General features: G+C 61.3%; 18 protein-coding genes and 2 pseudogenes. 10 read left to right on the top strand and 10 right to left on the bottom strand.

What is annotated here, in order from left to right:
• The first annotated feature begins 115 nt into the window (after window positions 1–115).
• Complete coding sequence (nirD, locus tag AOT87_RS07460) at window positions 116–469, top strand: nitrite reductase small subunit NirD (protein ID WP_082634993.1); 354 nt, start codon at window positions 116–118, stop codon at window positions 467–469.
• A gap of 79 nt (window positions 470–548) precedes the next feature.
• A complete protein-coding gene (locus AOT87_RS07455) occupies window positions 549–1,280 on the top strand; it encodes a sirohydrochlorin chelatase (protein WP_057966825.1) in 732 nt (243 codons plus the stop codon).
• Here the strand turns inward: AOT87_RS07455 and AOT87_RS27610 are convergent.
• The 6 genes and pseudogenes from AOT87_RS27610 to AOT87_RS28650 all read right to left on the bottom strand — a co-directional run.
• Window positions 1,254–1,349, bottom strand: a pseudogene (locus tag AOT87_RS27610) (DNA methyltransferase); the annotation flags it as partial. The gene AOT87_RS07455 and the pseudogene AOT87_RS27610 sit on opposite strands and share 27 nt — an antisense overlap.
• A gap of 29 nt (window positions 1,350–1,378) precedes the next feature.
• Window positions 1,379–1,864, bottom strand: coding sequence for a hemerythrin domain-containing protein (locus AOT87_RS07450; RefSeq protein WP_016889329.1), 486 nt, complete (start codon window positions 1,862–1,864; stop codon window positions 1,379–1,381).
• Window positions 1,861–2,910 (bottom strand): Rieske 2Fe-2S domain-containing protein, encoded by a 1,050-nt coding sequence (locus AOT87_RS07445; protein ID WP_346425050.1) that lies wholly within the window; start codon window positions 2,908–2,910, stop codon window positions 1,861–1,863. The genes AOT87_RS07450 and AOT87_RS07445 overlap by 4 nt, the downstream gene beginning before the upstream one ends.
• 73 nt (window positions 2,911–2,983) lie before the next feature.
• Window positions 2,984–4,459, bottom strand: a complete 1,476-nt coding sequence (locus tag AOT87_RS07440) for an FAD-dependent oxidoreductase (protein ID WP_165589983.1) — start codon at window positions 4,457–4,459, stop codon at window positions 2,984–2,986.
• Window positions 4,456–6,636: a molybdopterin-dependent oxidoreductase gene (locus AOT87_RS07435; RefSeq protein ID WP_082634992.1), complete on the bottom strand. Its 2,181-nt coding sequence runs from the start codon at window positions 6,634–6,636 to the stop codon at window positions 4,456–4,458. The genes AOT87_RS07440 and AOT87_RS07435 overlap by 4 nt, the downstream gene beginning before the upstream one ends.
• A 307-nt stretch (window positions 6,637–6,943) precedes the next feature.
• Complete coding sequence (locus AOT87_RS28650; protein WP_131727305.1) at window positions 6,944–7,279, bottom strand: hypothetical protein; 336 nt, start codon at window positions 7,277–7,279, stop codon at window positions 6,944–6,946.
• Between the two features lie 737 nt (window positions 7,280–8,016).
• On the opposite strand from AOT87_RS28650, the gene AOT87_RS07420 reads away from it, so the two are divergent.
• Complete coding sequence (locus tag AOT87_RS07420; RefSeq protein WP_016888688.1) at window positions 8,017–8,538, top strand: DUF3558 family protein; 522 nt, start codon at window positions 8,017–8,019, stop codon at window positions 8,536–8,538.
• A 506-nt stretch (window positions 8,539–9,044) separates the two neighbouring features.
• Here AOT87_RS07420 and AOT87_RS07415 read toward each other — a convergent pair.
• Window positions 9,045–9,617, bottom strand: a complete 573-nt coding sequence (locus AOT87_RS07415) for a TetR/AcrR family transcriptional regulator (RefSeq protein WP_042789414.1) — start codon at window positions 9,615–9,617, stop codon at window positions 9,045–9,047.
• Between the two features lie 95 nt (window positions 9,618–9,712).
• On the opposite strand from AOT87_RS07415, the gene AOT87_RS07410 reads away from it, so the two are divergent.
• The 7 genes and pseudogenes from AOT87_RS07410 to AOT87_RS28645 all read left to right on the top strand — a co-directional run bounded on the left by AOT87_RS07410 (window position 9,713) and on the right by AOT87_RS28645 (window position 16,395).
• Window positions 9,713–10,672: an NADP-dependent oxidoreductase gene (locus AOT87_RS07410; protein ID WP_057969551.1), complete on the top strand. Its 960-nt coding sequence runs from the start codon at window positions 9,713–9,715 to the stop codon at window positions 10,670–10,672.
• Window positions 10,673–10,798: 126 nt separating this feature from the next.
• Window positions 10,799–12,142: pseudogene (locus AOT87_RS07405) on the top strand (FAD-dependent monooxygenase); the annotation flags it as partial.
• Between the two features lie 71 nt (window positions 12,143–12,213).
• A complete protein-coding gene (locus AOT87_RS29590) occupies window positions 12,214–12,363 on the top strand; it encodes a hypothetical protein (protein ID WP_341533695.1) in 150 nt (49 codons plus the stop codon).
• A 909-nt stretch (window positions 12,364–13,272) separates the two neighbouring features.
• Window positions 13,273–13,452, top strand: coding sequence for a helix-turn-helix domain-containing protein (locus AOT87_RS29585; protein WP_081343305.1), 180 nt, complete (start codon window positions 13,273–13,275; stop codon window positions 13,450–13,452).
• A 1,124-nt stretch (window positions 13,453–14,576) separates the two neighbouring features.
• On the top strand, window positions 14,577–14,723 hold the full coding sequence (locus AOT87_RS29000; protein WP_005120333.1) for a hypothetical protein: 147 nt from the start codon (window positions 14,577–14,579) through the stop codon (window positions 14,721–14,723).
• The gene (locus AOT87_RS07400) at window positions 14,723–15,892 is read left to right on the top strand and encodes an amidase domain-containing protein (RefSeq protein ID WP_057969550.1); all 1,170 of its coding nucleotides are present in this window, start codon (window positions 14,723–14,725) and stop codon (window positions 15,890–15,892) included. The genes AOT87_RS29000 and AOT87_RS07400 overlap by 1 nt, the downstream gene beginning before the upstream one ends.
• A 2-nt stretch (window positions 15,893–15,894) precedes the next feature.
• The gene (locus AOT87_RS28645) at window positions 15,895–16,395 is read left to right on the top strand and encodes a hypothetical protein (RefSeq protein WP_131727306.1); all 501 of its coding nucleotides are present in this window, start codon (window positions 15,895–15,897) and stop codon (window positions 16,393–16,395) included.
• A 108-nt stretch (window positions 16,396–16,503) separates the two neighbouring features.
• On the opposite strand, the gene AOT87_RS07395 is transcribed toward AOT87_RS28645, so the two are convergent.
• The 3 genes from AOT87_RS07395 to AOT87_RS07390 are packed head-to-tail and all read right to left on the bottom strand — an operon-like array spanning window position 16,504 to window position 18,160.
• Window positions 16,504–16,803 carry a hypothetical protein gene (locus AOT87_RS07395; RefSeq protein ID WP_234796423.1) on the bottom strand — a complete coding sequence of 100 codons (300 nt, stop codon included), beginning with the start codon at window positions 16,801–16,803 and terminating at the stop codon, window positions 16,504–16,506.
• A 19-nt stretch (window positions 16,804–16,822) separates the two neighbouring features.
• Entirely contained in the window at window positions 16,823–17,029 is a 207-nt protein-coding gene (locus AOT87_RS27600) for a hypothetical protein (RefSeq protein WP_081343304.1), read from the bottom strand.
• A gap of 12 nt (window positions 17,030–17,041) precedes the next feature.
• Window positions 17,042–18,160: a hypothetical protein gene (locus AOT87_RS07390; protein WP_057969549.1), complete on the bottom strand. Its 1,119-nt coding sequence runs from the start codon at window positions 18,158–18,160 to the stop codon at window positions 17,042–17,044.
• Between the last annotated feature and the right edge of the window lie 76 nt (window positions 18,161–18,236).

Genomic DNA, 18,236 nt, shown 5'->3' with positions numbered 1-18,236 from the left:
CTAAACCAGGAAAAGTCAACGGACGCATACGCGGCGGCCGGAACAATGATGAAGGGAGGCACCCGTGCCGGTGTCACAGGAGAATCGCTGCAGCAGCATGCGGCGGTACCAGTACGTGTGGTCAACGGTCTGTCCGGTGGATTCGCTTACCCCCGGCCGGGGTGCTGCGGTGCTCCTGGCCGACGACGTACAGGCCGCCTTGTTCCTCATGCCCAGTGGGGAGTTGTACGCGGTCGGTAACATCGATCCATTCGGCCAGGCCGCCGTGATGTCACGCGGTTTGACCGGTGACCGTGGCGGGGAGCCCACTGTGGCATCGCCGCTGCTCAAGCAGGTCTTTTCGCTTATTGACGGGCGTTGTCTCGATGATGCGTCGCGCCGGTTGCCAGTCTTCGAGGTGCGGGTGATCAATGGAAACGTCGAAATCGGAATGCTCAGGAGCCGACACCGGAACACCGTTGCCGCGTAGCGAACCTCGATGATCACCAACTCGGGCGGTCGCTGGGCTACCGGTTGGCGATCGACCCGACCACGATTGGGGGAATGCCATGGATGACGACCTTTGCGTACGTGGCTCATCGGCGGCTGAACTAGTACTGGTGGCCCATGGAACCCGCTCGGCCGCAGGCGTAGAGAACATCGCAGCGCTCGCCGAGGCGGTATCGCGGCGTGTCGGTTCGGTGCGCACCGCCTTCGTGGATGTAATGGGCCCGACGCCGTCGGAGGTGCTTGCCATGGTCGGCGGGCCCACGGTGTTGCTTCCGGCGTTTCTGGCATCGGGATACCATGTGCACCAAGATATTCCGCAGCACATCGAGCTGAGCGGGCATCCCGAGGTAGCCGTGGCGCAAACGTTGGGGCCTGATCCGGTACTGGCCACGGTCATGGCCGAACGGCTGCGCGAGGCCGGATGGCGCCGTAGCGATGCGGTGGTGCTCGCCGCGGCAGGATCCTCCGATCCTCGGGCCCGGCATGAGGTGCACACGGCGGCGAGCGTGCTGGCACGCCGCACCGGCCCGGTCAAGGTGGGTTACATCGCGACGGGGGAGCCGCGAGTGCGCGATGTGGTCGCGGAACTGCGCGGGACCGGTCGGCGCGTCTTCGTCGCGTCGTATCTGTTGGCGCATGGGATGTTTCAGCAACGTCTCGCGGAAGCCGGCGCCGATGGTGTCGCGCAACCGCTGGGTGTACATCCCGAGATCGTGAATCTGATGGTGCGGCGCTTCGCTTCTGCCGCGGTGGTGGCGGATGGGCTAGAAGCCGTGGCGGACATCGCGTAGCGCGATCCGCCCGTCCACGGCGAGTACGTCCTCGGCCCTGAGCAGTTCGAGCTGACGGGTCCGCATATGCGCGTGTTGGGGCCTTGTCGTGCCCGGGGTTAGAAGGACGCCAACAGGGCTGCCCGGGTTTTGACCCGCAGTTTATGCATCGGTGAAGTACGTAGTTGGTGCATGCGACTGCTCATTTTTTGGCCGAGGTCCTCTAGTTCGGTCATGGTGAGGTTGACTGGTGCTGGTGGGGGGATCAAGTCTCGTTCTTCTTCATCGGCGTGGGCTTCCAACACGGTCAGGAAGCTGTCCCATTCGGCTTGGTAGTGCGGGGCTTTGGGGTGGGTGCGTAGCGCGACGGCGAGTTGGTCATAGATTTGTCGGTGTTCAGCGTGTGCGATCGCGATCAGGGTGCTGGCTGCGGACATGGCCGGGTAGTAGAGGTCGTCCTCGATGCGCATGTGGATGTCGAATTCGCGCAGGAGTTCATCGGTACAGCGTTGACGCTGCCGCGAGCCAGCCGGTGCTTGGCTCATGGTGCGGCCCAGTTGGCGCAGCAGGTTGTGGTGTTCGCGTAACACGTCGTAGGCGTTCACTGCGGGTGCCTTTCGTTGTGCTGGTATCCGTGGTGTGACCGGGATGTAGTGGCCGATTCGGTCTCCGGCTCGTTGTGCCTGACGGGGTTTTCCCAGTGGCTGGCATTCTCAGACAGGCAACCGCTGCCGACAGTGGGGCCATCAGGCGCGAGCGCGGTTTGGGCCAGCGGCGGGGTTGCTGCCGCGCATACTTCGATGTGCCCATTGTTGATCCGCGTGTGGTAGCAGGGCAGCGGCGCCGAGGCCGGTCCGCGCACCACGGCACCGGTGCTGGTGTCGAATTGTGATCCGTGCCAGGGGCATACGATTTTGCCGCGATCTAGCCATCCGTCAGCCATGGGGGCAGCCAAGTGTGGGCAGTAATGGCCGACGGCGATGACCGACTGGCCTTCGCGGCCCAGCACGATCCCGACCCCGCCGGCCTCAACATGACACAGCTCCCCATCGGCGAGCAGGTGCTCGGGCAGCACAGGTGTCCAGGTGCGGGCGGCAAGCCGCGGCCCGGACATGTCGGTGCCGATCCCAGAAGCAAAGACTAGATGTCCGCCGAGGTAACCGCTGCCCAGCGAGATGGTGTATCCGATCGTGCTCAACGTGATGCCACGCAGACGGTGGCCGCGCCGGCGGGATTGCCATGAGAACCCGTACAGGGCAGTCGCTGTCATGTTCAGCAGCCCATGCACCAGACCGATACGCCGGTCCTGCTTATGGGTGTGTTGCCAGTCGGTGATCCCTGTCGCGGCTGCCCCGATGTTCGCGGCGATCCCCACGCCCAACGTGTAGGTGGCCAGCCGGTGCGCACCCGGGGTGCGCCGACCAGTGACCGCGTCGCCGACCGCCAGAGCATCAAGAGCCATCGTTGCGGCCAGCACCCCGGAAGCCAGCGATGCCAGCGGCGGATGCACAGGATGACCCAGCCATACCCCGTTAAGAGCGTTGGTTACCCGGTTACGGGCACCACCAAAAGCGTTGTAACCAAAGCTCAGAATGTTTTCCAGCCGGTAACTAGGCCGGTCCAGCCACTCCTGACGCCCGATAGATGTCAATACTGATCGTCCCCACCGGCGGGTTCTGTGGGTGTGGGTACATTCTGTTTGGGCCACCACGTGGCGATCCTTTCTAAGCGTTGATCGGGGCGGGGTCGGTATCGGGGGCAGATGCCTGCAAGGCGGTGCACAATGCGGCCACGGTGTCCGAGCAGCCGCCGCATCCGGTTGTTGCCCTGGTCTTTTCGATGATTTGCGGCAGGCTGCGTTGTCCTTGTATCCAGGCGTCGGTGATGGCGCCTTTTGTGACGTTGTTGCATCGGCAGATGACGGCCTCGGCGGGCAGGTCTTCGGGACGCGCGGGTGCTTGTGGTTGAGCGGTACCGAGCAGCAGGCTCATTCGGTCGGCGGGGACAAGGCCCTGGCTGTCGAACAGTTGACTGAGCACCCCAGTGTTTGTGGGGCTGCCCAGGGCGATGGCGCCGATCAGCCGGTCGTCGCGGACCACGATTTTTTCGTACCGGCCACGCGCGGGGTCTGCCAACGTCAGCACTTCCAGATCAGGATCTAGTTCGGCGACATCGATTTCGCCCATCGACAGTAGGTCGATGCCCTGCGCCTTCAGGCGCGTCACTTGCCGTGTTCCGGTGTAGCGGGCGCCGGGATCGGCGCCGGTGAGTTGCTTGGCCAGCACTTCGGCCATATGCCATCCGGGCTGCACCAGGCCGTAGACCTGGCCCCGGTGCTGCACACATTCGCCGATAGCGCGGATGTCCGGGTCGGAGGTGATCAAACTGTCATCGATGATGATGGCGTTGTCGACCGCGAGTCCGGCCTGTTCGGCCAGTGCGCATTGGGGGCGGATTCCTGCAGTCAGTACCACCACATCGGCGGGTATCTGCTGACCATCGTTGAGGATCACAGTATTGCTGGCGGTGTCGGGGATGATTTCGGTGACTCGGCGGCCCAGCACCATGCTCAGGCCCATATCTTGCAGCACCCGCGCCAGCACCGACCCGCCGGTGGGATCCATCTGACGTTCCATGGGGAAATCTTTGGGATGTACCACGGTGACCTGGGCGCCGCGCAGCAGCGCGGCGCGTGCGGCTTCCAATCCGAGTAGGCCGGCGCCCAGCACCACCACGCGGCTGCCCGGGCGCAACCGCTCGGCGATATCGGCGCAGTCCTGCAAGGTCCGAAACGGCACCACCCCCGCGGTCAGCACGCCATCGGCGTCACGGGCACCGGGGATATCGGGGATATGGGGGCGGCTGCCGGTGGCGATGACCAAGGTGTCGTAGTCACATGTCGAACCGTCCGAACACGACACGGTGTGGTTGAGGCGATCAATTCCAGTGACCTGCACCCCGAGGTGGGTTTGTAGGCCCTGTTCATCGCACCAGCCCGGTGGCCGCAAATAGATTTCGTGGGCATTAAGGCGCCCGGCCAACACGTTGGGCAGTTGAATCCTGTTGTAGGACGGGATGTGTTCTTTGCCGTAGACGATAGGGCGCACCCGCTGCTGGCGGGGGTCCAGGCGGTGCAGCTCTTCTTGAAGTCGTGCCCCGGCCAGACCGTATCCGACAATCACTACCTGCGAGGCGGTCACGGGCACCCCCTTGGTATCTGGGCCGGATCGCTGATTTCCTGCGAGCGGTGGTGACCGCTCGTGTGATCGGTGTGGTCATGGGTTGGTGAGTCGGGCGCTGCGGTGGGTTTGTCGAGCCGTATCGCGCATACCTTGAATTCGGGCATACCGCTGTCGGGGTCCAGCACTGCGTTGGTGAGCCGATTGGCCGAGGCAAGGCCCGGGAAATGGAACGGCAAAAAGACGGTGTCGGGGCGCATCGTGGGATCGCAGCGCACGATGGCCGCTGTGCGACCACGGCGGCTGACCACCTGCACCTGATCTCCATCGGAAAGCCCTGCCCGCGCGGCCACATCCGGATGCATCTGGGCGAACGTCGGGCCAGCGGCTTGAGCTAACGCCGCAACACGACGGGTCTGGGCCCCCGACTGATACTGGGCCAAGAGCCGCCCGGTGGTGGCCAGCAGCGGAAACTGGCTATCGGCGGGTTCGGCGGGCCCTCGGGGCTCGACCGGCACGAAACGTGCCCTGCCGTCGACAGTGGCAAAACGATCCAGGAACAGCCGCGGCGTGCCGGGGTGATCAGCGCCCGGGCAGGGCCAGTACAGGGCCTGTCCATCATCTAAGCGTTGGTAGGTGATGCCGCTGTAGTCGGCAGCGGCGCCGGCGGTGGCAGCACGCAGCTCCTCAAACACCTGCGGCGCACTGGTCGGGAAACGATCTGCCGGCTGCCCTAGACGCACCGCGAGGTCCTGCAGTATGTGCAGCTCGCTACGCGGCCCCGGTGGCGCAGGCACCGACCGCCGCCGCCGCAGCACCCGCCCCTCCAATGAGGTCAAGGTTCCTTCTTCTTCGGCCCATTGCAGCACCGGCAGCACCACATCGGCTAGCTGCGCAGTCTCCGAGAGCACAAAGTCATTGACCACCAACAGATCCAACGATCGCAGACCTTCGATCACGCGGCTCGCATCGGGCGCTGACACCGCAATATTGGAACCACACACCATCAACGCCCGGATCCCACCCGGCCGGCCCAAGGCCGCGAACATTTCGCAGGCACTCATGCCCGCACCGGGAAGCTCGCCCGGATCCACCCCCCACACCTTCCCGAGATGCGCCCGATCGGCGGGGTCGGTGATCTTGCGGTAGCCGGGCAGCTGCCCAGCTTTTTGGCCCAGTTCGCGGCCCCCTTGACCGTTAGCCTGTCCGGTCACGCATCCATAGCCGCTGCCCGGGCGCCCGCACAGCCCTAACACCAGGGCCAGCGCGATAACGGCACTCACGGTGTCGGTGCCGTCGCGATGCTGCTCGGCGCCGCGCGCAGTTAGCACGTAGGCTCCGGCACCGCGATCGCGTGCCGCGCACAGGGTTTGCACCACCTGATACATCTGCGAGACCGCTACCCCGGTGACCTGCTCGGCACGCTCGGGCCACCACCGCGCCGCGGCCGCCCAAAATTCATCGAAACCACTGGTGCGGGCGGCGATGTAGGCGCGGTCGGCGAATCCTTCGGTGACCGCCAGATGAGTCAGCGCCAATGCCAGCGGCAGATCGGTTCCCGGGGTGAGCGCGACATGAATCCCTTTGCCGCGCAGCGCACGTTCAGCGGTGGCGCTCTGCCGCGGATCGACCACGATCAAACCCCCGCACGAGGCGGCCGGTTCCAGATGCTGCATGAACGGCGGCATGGTTTCTGCCGGATTGCCACCGAACACCAACACAGCACCAGCATCATCCAGATCGGCCACCGGGAACGGAAGGCCCCGGTCCACACCAAACGAACGCAATCCCGCTTCGGAGGCCGCGGCCATACAGAACCGCCCGCTGTAGTCAATATTGGCCGTCCCCAGCGCGACCCGCGCGAATTTACCTAACAGGTAGGCTTTTTCGTTGGTCAACGCCCCCGCGCCAAACACTCCCACCGCGTCACGGCCCCCCACAGCTTGTGCCCGCTGAAACCCTCGTGCTACGCGATAAAGCGCGTCATCCCACGAAGTTTCCCGCAACTGCCCGCCACGACGCACCAACGGCTGCAACAGCCGATCGGTGTGCGTAAGCAAATCCGCCGACGACCACCCTTTCTGGCAAAGTCTCCCGCGATTGGTGGGAAACTCTACGGGGGTCACCGATGTGCCCGTCACGGACATCGCGCACTGCAAGCCGCAGTACGGACAATGCGTATGTGTGGGCAGTGGCATAACGATAATCCGTTCAGTATCAATACTTTATGTATGCACCAAGCTAGCCAATGAACCTGTGAAGAACCTGGTGTGCCCGTAAAGAATTCGCAAACACCAGGGTTCAGTGTGGTGTGGGCAAATGCGAGATTCAGGTCAAGCAACACATCTATGTGTTCCGCGGGGGATTGTCGTGCGGTTTCGGTTTCAGAGCCAAACTGGTGGGCGCGGTGTCACTTCAACGCAGCGGCTACCAACTCGTTATGTTCATGCTGATCGCAAACATGAATACATGCAGTAACTTTCGCATTGGACCGCCTTCGGGCAATCACGGATAGCGGCCCTCGCCGGGGGCTCCGAGAACCTGCCACGGCGGGATGGTGACCGGCACCGGAGGGATGACCGCCGGATTAGGCCACGACTGCAACTGGGCATTACCGGGCTCGGTGCACATGTGATTCATGATCGATGCCCGACACTGCGTGGACGGGGCGACCCCTGGCTGTATGTCTGCCTGCGTTTGCCTTTCCGGCTGAATCCGCGTCCCGCGGCAGGCTTGTTCAGGCTGGCAGCCCTGAGCAACGGCGGCCGGGGCCGCGCCTACGGCCAGCGCGCCGATCGTTGCGGCAACGCTGATCGCCGCTATCCCCGCTGGTAGTCGCATTGCCGTCACCCCTTACTCGCCGGGACGTGCGTCAGGCCCGCATCACTTCGGGACACCGGGGCGCCCACGGGCCCGTACATGACGGTCAACGCCTCGGTTTTAATCCCGCGCCGACGCCGCATGGCTATTACCGGGTGCCACAGCAGAGGGTGTCTACAGCGCGTGCAGATCGCGGCCGAGTCAGTCCAGCTGACCATCCAATGGCTACAGGCTGTGCAGCGCACCACACGGGTAGCGCCCACCATGCCCAACAGCCCGACATACAACGCGGCTGTGGCGGCACAACCCACCGCAAAACCAAGCACCGCGGTAACGAACTCGTCCATGACCATATCTGTGGACCATCCTCACAGTCGCCAGCAGCGAACATCCGCGCAATAATTGCGCTTACGCAGACGATCCTACGCCATCTTCGCTCTCGCGCAATAGTTGCGTATGCGCATGTTATGTGGGGATGATTAAGCGGTGAGTTCAGAACAACGACACATCCCGCTGGGGTGGCCATGTTTGGTGAATCGACACGTCAAGAACCCGTGCTGGGCAGCCAGGCACGGTGATGTCCGCGGAGCTGATGAATCACATCGCCGCGCCGAGCTTGCGCGCAGCGTCGATGGCGCCCAGCACCCCTGCATTCGCCGACACGGTTGCATCATATTGACCCCCGGCTGGGCGGTCTGCCCTGCCAACGGCGATAAGTGAACAGCGCGATGCCTCGCCACCATGCTTGCCGGGCCGCGATGGCGGCGACTACTCTAACGCTGGCATCGTGTTCGGTTGTTGCCGGAACCGCAACTCGGGCACCGGTTCCCACCAACGGAGCCGGTCTGGCGCGGGTCTTTGTGCAGCCCTGCGAACAGATCCCGCATCTGGTCCTGCGCCAGCAGCTGCTGGATCCGAGTCCGGCCGTAGTGTCCAAACACACCACAGCTAGCGGTACGGAAACCCGCGCTTGCACCTACCGGTCCACGGACCGCAGCCAGCACATCACGATTATCGCTTCCAACAACATGCTGGATCAGGGCCAAACCAGCCTGCTCGGCACCGACCGCCACGAGCTGACCATCGGTGGTCGACGTGCTGTGAGTTTTGTGCTGCCCAACTCGGTGCAGACCCATGCCTGCGAGGTCGATCTCGCAGCAACCACCGGTATCTACGGTGTACAACTAAGCACCACGACCACCGATTACGCTCCTTATCGTGGCTGCGTAGCGGCCGCCGAGCACTATGCCCAGGCATTCACGCCTTACTTTCCGTGGTAAGAACCGCTCATTGCGTCGCGAACAAATAGAGGTTGCATCGTCCGCACCGACGGCCCCGCCAGCGTCTCGGGCGGGTCCAATTAGATCCCAAACCCACAGTGTGAAGGACTGATTTGGCGCAGCGGCACCCCGGCATACCGCTACCGTCCCTAAGGCGCAAAACGTGCCGTGTCTTGGTCGAGTCCGTTGGCAGCTACTGGGGGAGTGAGGCCTTCGACCAGGACAGGTCGGAGCTGGCGGGAACCATTGAATGGACGGCGCGAGGTGTCGCGGCATCATTTCCCATGCCGCCGATAACGCCAAGGCGTCTTCTTGCTCAGGCCGTGGATCCGGTTGAGTCTTTCTGCGGCATGACCGGAGTGCGCGGCTTCCAGTCCATCTGCCGGCACGCCGCAACCACATCCGAGCGTCGCTCACCAGTTCGCAGATTTTTCGGTGACTTGTCAATAATCCGACACCGGTCCTCTGCCACGGCCAATACCTTGTTGGGTGGGATGGGGTGTATTTCAGGGTCTGGTTCGGAGGCCGTCCATGAGAATGTTCAAGAGGCGGTTGGCCCGGGCGTCGTGCTCAGGTGGTTTAGCCACGGTGAAGATGCCGATGAGGCCGGCGGCGATGTCTTCGGCGCTGACGTCGGTACGGAGCTCGCCGGTGAGACGACCGGCGTCGAGAATGTCGTCGATGGCCGCGAGCAGTTCGGCCCGGGTCTGCGCGTGCGCGATCTCGCCGGATTCGACCATTGCGACCAGGGTGTGGAGCATGCCGTTCTTGGTGGCGATCCAGTCACCGAACAGGTCCATCCATCTTCGCAGTGCCGCCGGCGGCGGGAGCTGTGCGATTAGGTCGCGCGCGCCTGTGGTGAGCCGTGCGACCTGATCGCGGTAAATCGCGTCCACCAAGGCTTCGCGGTTGGGAAAGTGTCGGTAGAGGGTGGCGATCCCGACTCCGGCTTCGCGTGCGATGGCGCGCATTGATGGCTCGCTGTCGGCGGAGGCGAACACGCGTGTGGCCACCTCGAGGAGCTGGTCGCGGTTGCGAGTCGCATCGGCTCTCGTTCGCCGATCCTCCACGTCATCCAAAACGGATCACGCTCCGCTTCATGTTAGAGTTGCTCACGGAAACGGAGCATAGTCCACTTCCGTTCTATTCCGTCGAAGGAAAGAGCAGGTTGAGCATGCAAGAACAGCCCGTCGACACGTCCCTGGCCACTGGCCGAGCCGTCCAGCTTGAGTCATTCGGCGGCCCCGAGGTTCTGGCTATCCGCCAGGTACCTGCACCGCTGGCCAGTGCGGGCCACATCCGCGTACGTGTGAGGGCGGCCGGGTTAAACCCCATGGACTGGTTTATGACGTCTGATGCGGACACCGCCGCGCGGTTCGGGTTGAGCTTGCCGTGCGGGTTCGGCACCGACTTCGCCGGCGTCGTGGACCAGGTCGGTGATGGTGTGACCGACTTCGCCGTTGGTGACCGGGTTTTCGGTGGAGTTCTCTCGCGTGCGGTGGCCGATTATGTCGTTATCGACGCCGCGGGAACCATGGCGGCGGGCGGCCAGGCCTACCACACCCCCGATGGGGTTGATGACCACACTGCAGCGACCCTCGCGATCGCAGGGGCTACGGCGTCCGCCGCACTTGCCGTTGTCGGTCCCGGCCCAGGCGACACGGTACTTGTCGGCGGCGCGGGAGGCGGGGTCGGCGTTTTCGCCGTCCAGCTCGCGCGCAACGCGGGCGCGAAGGTGATCGGTACGGGATCGGCATCGTCGGCCCAGGCCTTGCGCGCTCTGGGGGCAGAGCCAGTCTCCTATGGTGACGGTCTAGTCGAGCGAGTCCGTGCGCTAGCTCCCGCGGGTGTCACCGCTGCGGTCGACCTGCACGGGACCGAGACTGTGCAGGCCGCACGGGAACTCGGCGTACCCGACGAGCGGATCACCACCATCGCTGCGCAGGTCGACGGCATCACCGCGGCCAACGGCGCCAACGCCACTGCCGGAGCCCTCGATGAGATCGCCAATTTTGTTGCATCGGGCCAACTTCGGGTACCCATCGCGGCGAGCTTCCCAATGGAGCAGATCCGCGCCGCGGTCGAGCTTCAAGCTGGCAGGCACGTGCACGGCAAGGTCGTCATCGACATCTAGCCGTCGGCAGCAGCATCGCACCCCGATCCAGGGGTGCAGAGCCGCCTCTGCCATTCATCAACATCACGAGGTACTCGATCGCTTCTGCGCGGGCTTGCCCGCGCGCACACTAAGAGGAGCTGCGTCATGATCGACGTTCTCATCGCCGGGGCAGGGCCGAACGGCCTCATGCTCGCCTGCGAACTCGCTCTGGCTGGGGTTAAGCCCTTGGTGCTCGATCCGACGTCCGGGCCGAACCTGGGGCCGAGGGCCGCCGGTGTGACGGGACAAGGGCCGCGTCTGCTTGACCACCGGGGGGTCTACGAACAGCTGTCGGGCACCTGCGATCGCCCCCACCCGATCGCGGAATTCTCGTTCGGTGCGTTGCCGGTGGACTTCAGCGAGGCCGTGGACTCGCGGATGTACATGCTCGCCGCGCCGCAGGCTGAGCTGGCCCAGACGTTGACTCGGGAGGCTGGCGAACGTGGGATCGAGATACGTTGGGGGCACCGGCTGACCGGTTTTGCCCAGCACGACGGTGCGATCATCGTTCAGGTGCAAGGGCCCAGTGGTCCGTACGAGCTGACCTGCCGCTATCTAGTCGGTGCCGACGGCGGGCACAGCCTGACGCGCAAGCTCGCCGGGATCGATTTCCCCGGTATGTCCTCCCAAGATGTAGTCACCCGGCTCGCGTTCGGGGTGCTGCCACCCCATGACTGGGCAGACGACATAGGCGGCCCACTGCCCTTTCAGCGCGGCGAACGCGGTTTGTACTTCTGGGGACCACCAACGGGCAAGCCACCCTTGCTCGGCTCATTAGAGCTCGACCCCACAGCACGTGATGAGCGTGCGCCCGAACACGAGGCCGCGCCGATGACGTTGGCGGAGTTACAGGAGAGCCTCGAACGCGTCATCGGCGCTCCTTTCCCGGTTCGGCTCGCCGGGCCCGAAGAAGACGTGGAGTTCCGCCGCTTCGCCGGCATCAACTCGCGCATCGCTTCCCGATACCGCGCTGGCAACGTTTTCCTCATCGGCGATGCCGCGCACGTGCACTTCACCATGGGCGGCCCTGGACTCAACCTGGGCCTGCAGGACGCAGTCAACTTGGGCTGGAAACTCGCCAACGTAGTGCACCGCCGTGTGGACCCGACCGTGCTCGACACCTACGAAGAAGAACGCAGGCCGATGGCCCTGCGCGTGCTCACCAGTAGCCGTGCGCAGCTAGCACTCATTCGCCCAGGACCCGAAGCCACCGCATTGCGAGAAATCTTCGGCGAACTACTCGCGGACGCGCAGGCTGCCAGCCGTATCAGTAACCTGCTTTCGGGAGCCGACATTCGCTATCCCGTACCCGAAGATGCCCACGAACTCGCCGGCTGGTGGGCACCCGACCTAACCATCGAGGCTTCGACCGGAAGAAAACGACTCGCCGAGCTAGCCCGCGACGGCCAACCCCTCTTGCTCGACTTCACCGCCGACGGCACCGTCGATTTCCACGGGGAGCTTGGCGACCGCGTGACCCTCGTCGTCGGCAGTCCGGTTGAGCCGGTGGCTCCGACCGGATACTCATCCGACCAGACGGTTTCGTCGCATGGGCCGGCACACCCGAACAACCTGACCACGACGGTCTCAAAAACGCCCTAGGACACTGGTTCGGCGTCAATCTCACAACGACAGAAACGTTCGTTTCATCAATGGTCGACACGCCTTGACGATGCCCACAGCAGATCTGGTCTGTGTCCTCAAAGCGCAGCAGTATGTGGGTGCCAGCACGGGCCGCGGTATCTCACGGATTCGGCGTGCAAGTACATGCGGAAAGAAGTGGCGCGAGGCCTTGTAGAACGTTGCACACGCCGGTGCCGGGCAGGCGAGCTTCATCATGCGCAGCACGTCCGCTCCCGTCATGGGCTGATCCGGCGCCAGGTTCCGCATATCGTCGCGAAGCTCATTGACACCATAGGCGTTCCGGCGCCGCGGCAAGCGACGACGGCCTCACTCTTCTCTGAGCGGCGCTTCCCGCTGCCGACGTGTTAGCTGGGGGCTTGACGTTGACCCCGGCGGAACGCTGTTATCGCGGCGTTGAAGTCGGCTCCGTAGACGGTCGACAGGGCGGGGCAGGACCCGGAAACCCCTCGTTGACCCACCGATGACCCACAACGGGCAGATGAACCTGCTTGCCCTGGACTAAAAATGCTGCTGGATGGACTTCCCTATACAGAATCGACCTGCGTAGACTTTATGGGAGGCGCCTCACACGCGAGGGGTCGCTGGTTCGAACCCAGCCGGGACCACTCCTTATCTTCGCAGATCAGAGGGATAATCGCCCTGATTTTCAACCCTTTTGGGCTATCCAAGGGCTATGTCGAGTTCGTTGCTCGGGTTGCTGTCATCGCCAAGCGCCCCCCACACGCCCTGGCGTCATCCGGGGTGCATCCGTCCGTCAGCGGATGCCAGCAGGCACCAACGAGGTACCAACGAGGCACGGTTAGCGCCGTAGGGGAGAGGCGCGTCACAACGAACCCCATCAATAGCGATTAGGCACCAATTACGTTAATCTCATTGGAGGGAAACGGAACCCAAGCACCAGGGCGCGGTGCGCTGAGAATAAAGAGGTTTCGTTTATGTCTATTCCCACACGGTATTTGTCTACCGCCGAAGCTGCCGAATATATTGGCGTGTCAAAGAACACTCTTAGAAGCTACGTCGCTAAGAAGATAATTCCCGCACATCGCGTGGGTACGCGATTGTTGAAGTTTGATCGGACCGAGCTAGACGAAGTCATAAAAGGCTTAGGGCGATAAGAAAGCAAATCTGGCGTGCGTCAATAATAGTACCAATGATTAGGATTGATATTGCGCTTGCGTATTCGCCTATAAACTATATAGTCCACGACGCTGACGGCGAATTGAAGAAGTGAGAAAAATAGACAAAACCAACCGAACCAATATGGAAATGGGTTTTCACGCGTAATGATAGTTGTCCCAAGCCCGAACAGCGCAATCGCGGCTGTGAAACTATAGTTTATTCTAGGTGAGAAAACAGGCAATCTTTTTGGTCGCTGAACTTCAGTTTTTCTGGTTTGCCCTTCAATTCGGCCCGAAATCGATACATCAATAGGTCGGTCACTGTCTAAGATCATCTGCACTGTGAACGTGTCGCCAGGGTTCAATGTATTGCAAGTTAGTGTAAGTTTCCCATCCTTTGGGTCGGCGCCGTCAGACTCGAACCAAGTCACGAGATTTTGGTCTGATTCATCTGTAATAATTGTGTCAAGTAGATACGAACCCTGACACCTTATGGTGTATGAATCTAGAAAGTCTGTAGCTCTTATTACCTGCTTTCCCGTGTTGGTAAATTTGATTCGGAGGATGCGTGGAGTCTGCACTTCCTCATCAAGATAGGTTACTTTTAGCGCGTCATCATCAGGACGATTTCTGACAATTGGAGAATCGGAAAGAACCCTGTAGTCTAACGTCTTGGAATCTCTATCTCTGTGTCGAAAATATAAATTTAGCCCGATACTACTCACTCCGAGCGCGAGAGCAACCACAACGCCAGGTAACCACGTGTGTTGATCTAGATAACTATTCGCAAGTGCTGACACAGTCCAAAAATACGGCTTTGTGGGGCCAGGGTTGGCCCGTTTTCGATTTTTCGCGCCGGAAATGCGCTTTTGTCAAGTGTGCACCCGCATTCCCGTGGCCCGAAACACTGGTTGTCGCGCCATATCCGGCTACCGCGTAGAGTGCCCTCTAGCAGCGGTTCGGGTCGCTGTGTCAACGTGAGGGGGTGCGCGGTGTCCGGGTTGAGCGTCGATGCTGACGGCCTACGGCTGGCGGGGGCGCGCAGTGAGACTTTGGCCGCTGAGCTGGCTGGGCCGAGCGCCGCAGTTGGTGGATCGAGTAGTGATCCGACTGTAGGTGCAGTGCAAGCAGTTTCAGCGCTCATTGACGCCGCCCGCGCCGACCACGCGGCCTATCTGTCGGGGCGTGCACAAACATTGGCCTCGGATGCCTCGGCGTACGAAGACACCGACAAGGGCAGCGCTGGCAAAATCAGTGGGACGGCGTAATGGCGGCTATCGCTCCGGCCTCCATGCCGACAAAATCAGAGATATTGAATTGGTCCACAACACATTTAGATGACGCGGCTACCCAGTGGGAAAAGGCCGCAGGGCAGTCGGAGACGGCCTTTTCGCAGCATGTAGCGAATATTTCATCCCCTGGCGGAACCCAGTGGACCGGCAGTGCTGCCACGTCGGCCTACGACGACGCACGCGAGGCGCAAGACGCAGTGCGGGTACAGACGTCGATCTACCGGGAATGCGCTGCCATCGCGCGCCGTGGGTCCGGGGATATTCGTGGAGCCAAGGAAGCGACCGTCAACGCGATTCAAGAGGCGGAGGGCAAGGGGTATGCCGTGGCCGAGGACTTGACGGCCACCAGCACCCACAACGGCGGTAGTGACTCACAACGTGCGGCTAAGAAGGCAGAGGCGCAGCAGCTCACCGAGTTTATGCGCTGGCATGCAAAGGGTTTGGCGTCTACTGCCGCCAAAGTGGCGGGCGAGTTGCAGGCCGAGGCCGGTGGCCTAGAGGGTCGGAAGCTCACCAAAATGATGGGTAACGACAAATTCAGTCAGGATAGAATTCCTGGTGGTCTACTACTACCGCCCGGAACGTCGGAAGAACGTCGTAAAGCTATCGAATACGCCGAGGCTTTCGCAGATGGCTATAACGGCGATTATCGGCAATATGAACAAGACTGCACAAACTTTGTTTCGCAAGCCTTGAGGGCCGGTGGTTTTAAAGATGTGGGGAACGGCTTGGATGATTGGCACCACGGCGACCCGGATGATTGGTATTACAATAACAACAGTTTAAATCCGAAAAACGTCGAGTCTGAGACTTGGTATAACGCTGCCGCGAATCACGACTATTTCACGCAACATTCAGGGCTGGGAGAAACAAAAGGTGTTGTCCCCACTCCAGGACCTACCGGATATGACCCGCTGGCTCCCTCTAAAGCTGGTTTGACACCGGGCGATTTGATTTATTATCGAACTAATGAGGGGAAGATTGACCATGTCGCAATGTACGTGGGCAATATGAACGGTGTCGATGTGGTTGATCAACATGCCGACCCCAGGAACGTCCACGATGATTGGTGGCCTAATACCAATGATTTCTGGGGCGGACCTGCACAAGTCGAATTCGTACACTTGAAATATCCGGGTGAATAGAGTTGAACAAAACACATAAGTTGCGATGGGCGTTAGGCGCACTGGGTGCGATTATTCTTGCGTTCGTAATTGGTGCGGTCATCTTTTTCTTTTTCATTCCCGAAGATGACCCGACGTCTCTGAAAAATTTTCCAGCTGATCAGCAGCAGAAAAAGGCGCAACTAATAGTTGACGGCCTAAACACACATGATGTATCGAAGGTCTACGTGGTGCGCGGAAATAACACAACGGACGCGAAGGAATTAACCGCGCAGCGGGAACAAGACGAGACCGTCCGGGCAGCTCTGCCAGCACAGGGGTGTCAATATGTTCTTAAATCAGTGGACGATAAAGGTGAGCAGGGAACCAAAGTTATCCCAGGACTTACAAAAGAACACAGAGTTTGGCGTCTAGAGCTAAACGTAGAAGAACATTGTCCGGCACAACCGTTGCAATCACGTACACTCGACTTGGACTTCATTCAATTTATGGCGCACTGGACGCCTGTTTCCTTCGCCAATTAAGCGAGAATGTCGAACGTCGCCGGGGAGCACAGTCGGGAGGCGGAGGACTCCGCTTAGTGCTCGACCCGGCGACGTGGCGTGCTGGTAGAGGGGAATGAAAGGCAACCTCTACCGGGCACGTTTGCGGCCAGCGGTTGGCGTGGGCCGTGTGATCGTGGCGCTACCGGCCAGATCCACCCGGACGCCACCCACGGCATATGCTGCCGACGCTGAAACCCTGGCCTGTGTCTTGGTCACGGTGCGACTGACCTTGACCGATCCGGGAACGGTGGCCTTACGTACCGCCGACCGAACCGTCTTGGAGCCCGCAGCAGCGCCGATACCAGCCCCGAGGGCTGCGCCGGTCATCTTGGTTCCCGCGCTGGCGAATCGGCCTATCCGATCCCGCTTGTAGGTGCGTCGCTTCATGGCCTGTCCTGTCATCGGGCTACGTGCCGGTGGGGTACAAACCAGGTGGGCCGTCTGCGATGCCGGTGCGTTCGGTTTGACGGCCTAGCCTGCCGGGGGACCGGTGTGGACATTCCCCCGGCAGGTAGGTGAATTCACTGGCATCCTTCGCCCTGGCGGGTATGGGGCCAGTGGGCAATCCCGCCGTGTACTCCACCGGCACGTAGCCCGAATCATCCTGTGCCACAGCGCACCTAGCCTAGACCGGAATGAGGGAAGTGGGCGCGGTGTACGTGCTGCCTGCGGTCACCTGCAAGCACACCGCCGAACCGCGCTGCCGGACACCGACGCCGAAGGACCGTTGGTAGAAGGCGTCAATGAGCGGGTAGCCCTGGAAATTGCCGGGGATGGTCCGTAACCCCTGATAGGCGACGTTTGTGTGCTCGCGCATGCCAACCGCGTTACGCTCGCTGTTCGGCCCGCCCGAGGCGACCACGGCCACGTAACCGGCAGGGACGAAAGAGGTTTCGAGCAGCCACGCGGGGCCATAGGAGCCGAGTACTTCGCGACCGTAATAGTCACCCGAAATAGGTTGGCCCACAATATTTTCTGGCTGGAGGTAGGGAGGTGCTTTGACGGAGGGGACGAAATCATGCTTGGCGATGGGGCCACCCGAGCGTGATTCCTTACCGGAGCGCCATGTCTGAATCTGCTCTGATTCAACAGGATTGGCGATGATGAGCAACTGAGACGAAGAATCCAGCCCGTACCCCTTGATGCGGATCAGGTTCAGCGCATCCTCAATATCTTGCGAATCAAGGGTGGCGTTTTGCGTCGGTAGATAGTGGTTCGTATTGCTGGGGAACTGATTGCCCAAATACGGTGGGGGAGTGACACCGTCAGCGCCGGTGTACAAACCGAACACTCGCGCACCGAATTCATTGACGCCCTCGGTCGGGTCGAACAGACGACGAAGAATCGTCCCGGTGACCAGCTTGTTATCGGACTCCATGACACCGTTTATTACTGCGTCCACCTGACGGCGATCAGCGTTGCGCAGAAATTTCCATGTAAATGCAGTACGTAAATCGAAATCATCGAAATCGTAACCGAGAAGCAGTGCATCAGCGGGGGTGCCTGCAGATTTCGGCAAACCGTGCTCAGTCGCAACTTCAAAACTTGCGCTGCCGACTGACTGTGGAACCGCATCAGAAGAATTGATGGTTTTGAAGGACAACAATGATGCGATCGTTGTGCGTTCGGAATTGTAGAGATCAAAAGCTGCAATCAAATCTTCCCATACAGCATTAATATCTGTGCCGTCAGCTAGAGAATTGACGAGAACGTCCCCGCTGGCCTGAATACCTTGACGAGCCATTTTACAAACCTCAAATCAGTTCTAGTTCCCCACACGTGAAATTTGAGCCGTGTGGTTCCGTTGACCTCAGAGTACG

Origin of the sequence: Mycobacteroides sp. H003, from assembly GCF_001440135.1 — a bacterium.
In the GTDB taxonomy this organism is placed as follows: Bacteria; Actinomycetota; Actinomycetes; order Mycobacteriales; family Mycobacteriaceae; genus Mycobacterium; species Mycobacterium gwanakae.
Note: the sequence above shows the minus strand (reverse complement) of the source record. Positions and strands in the feature narration are given on the sequence as shown.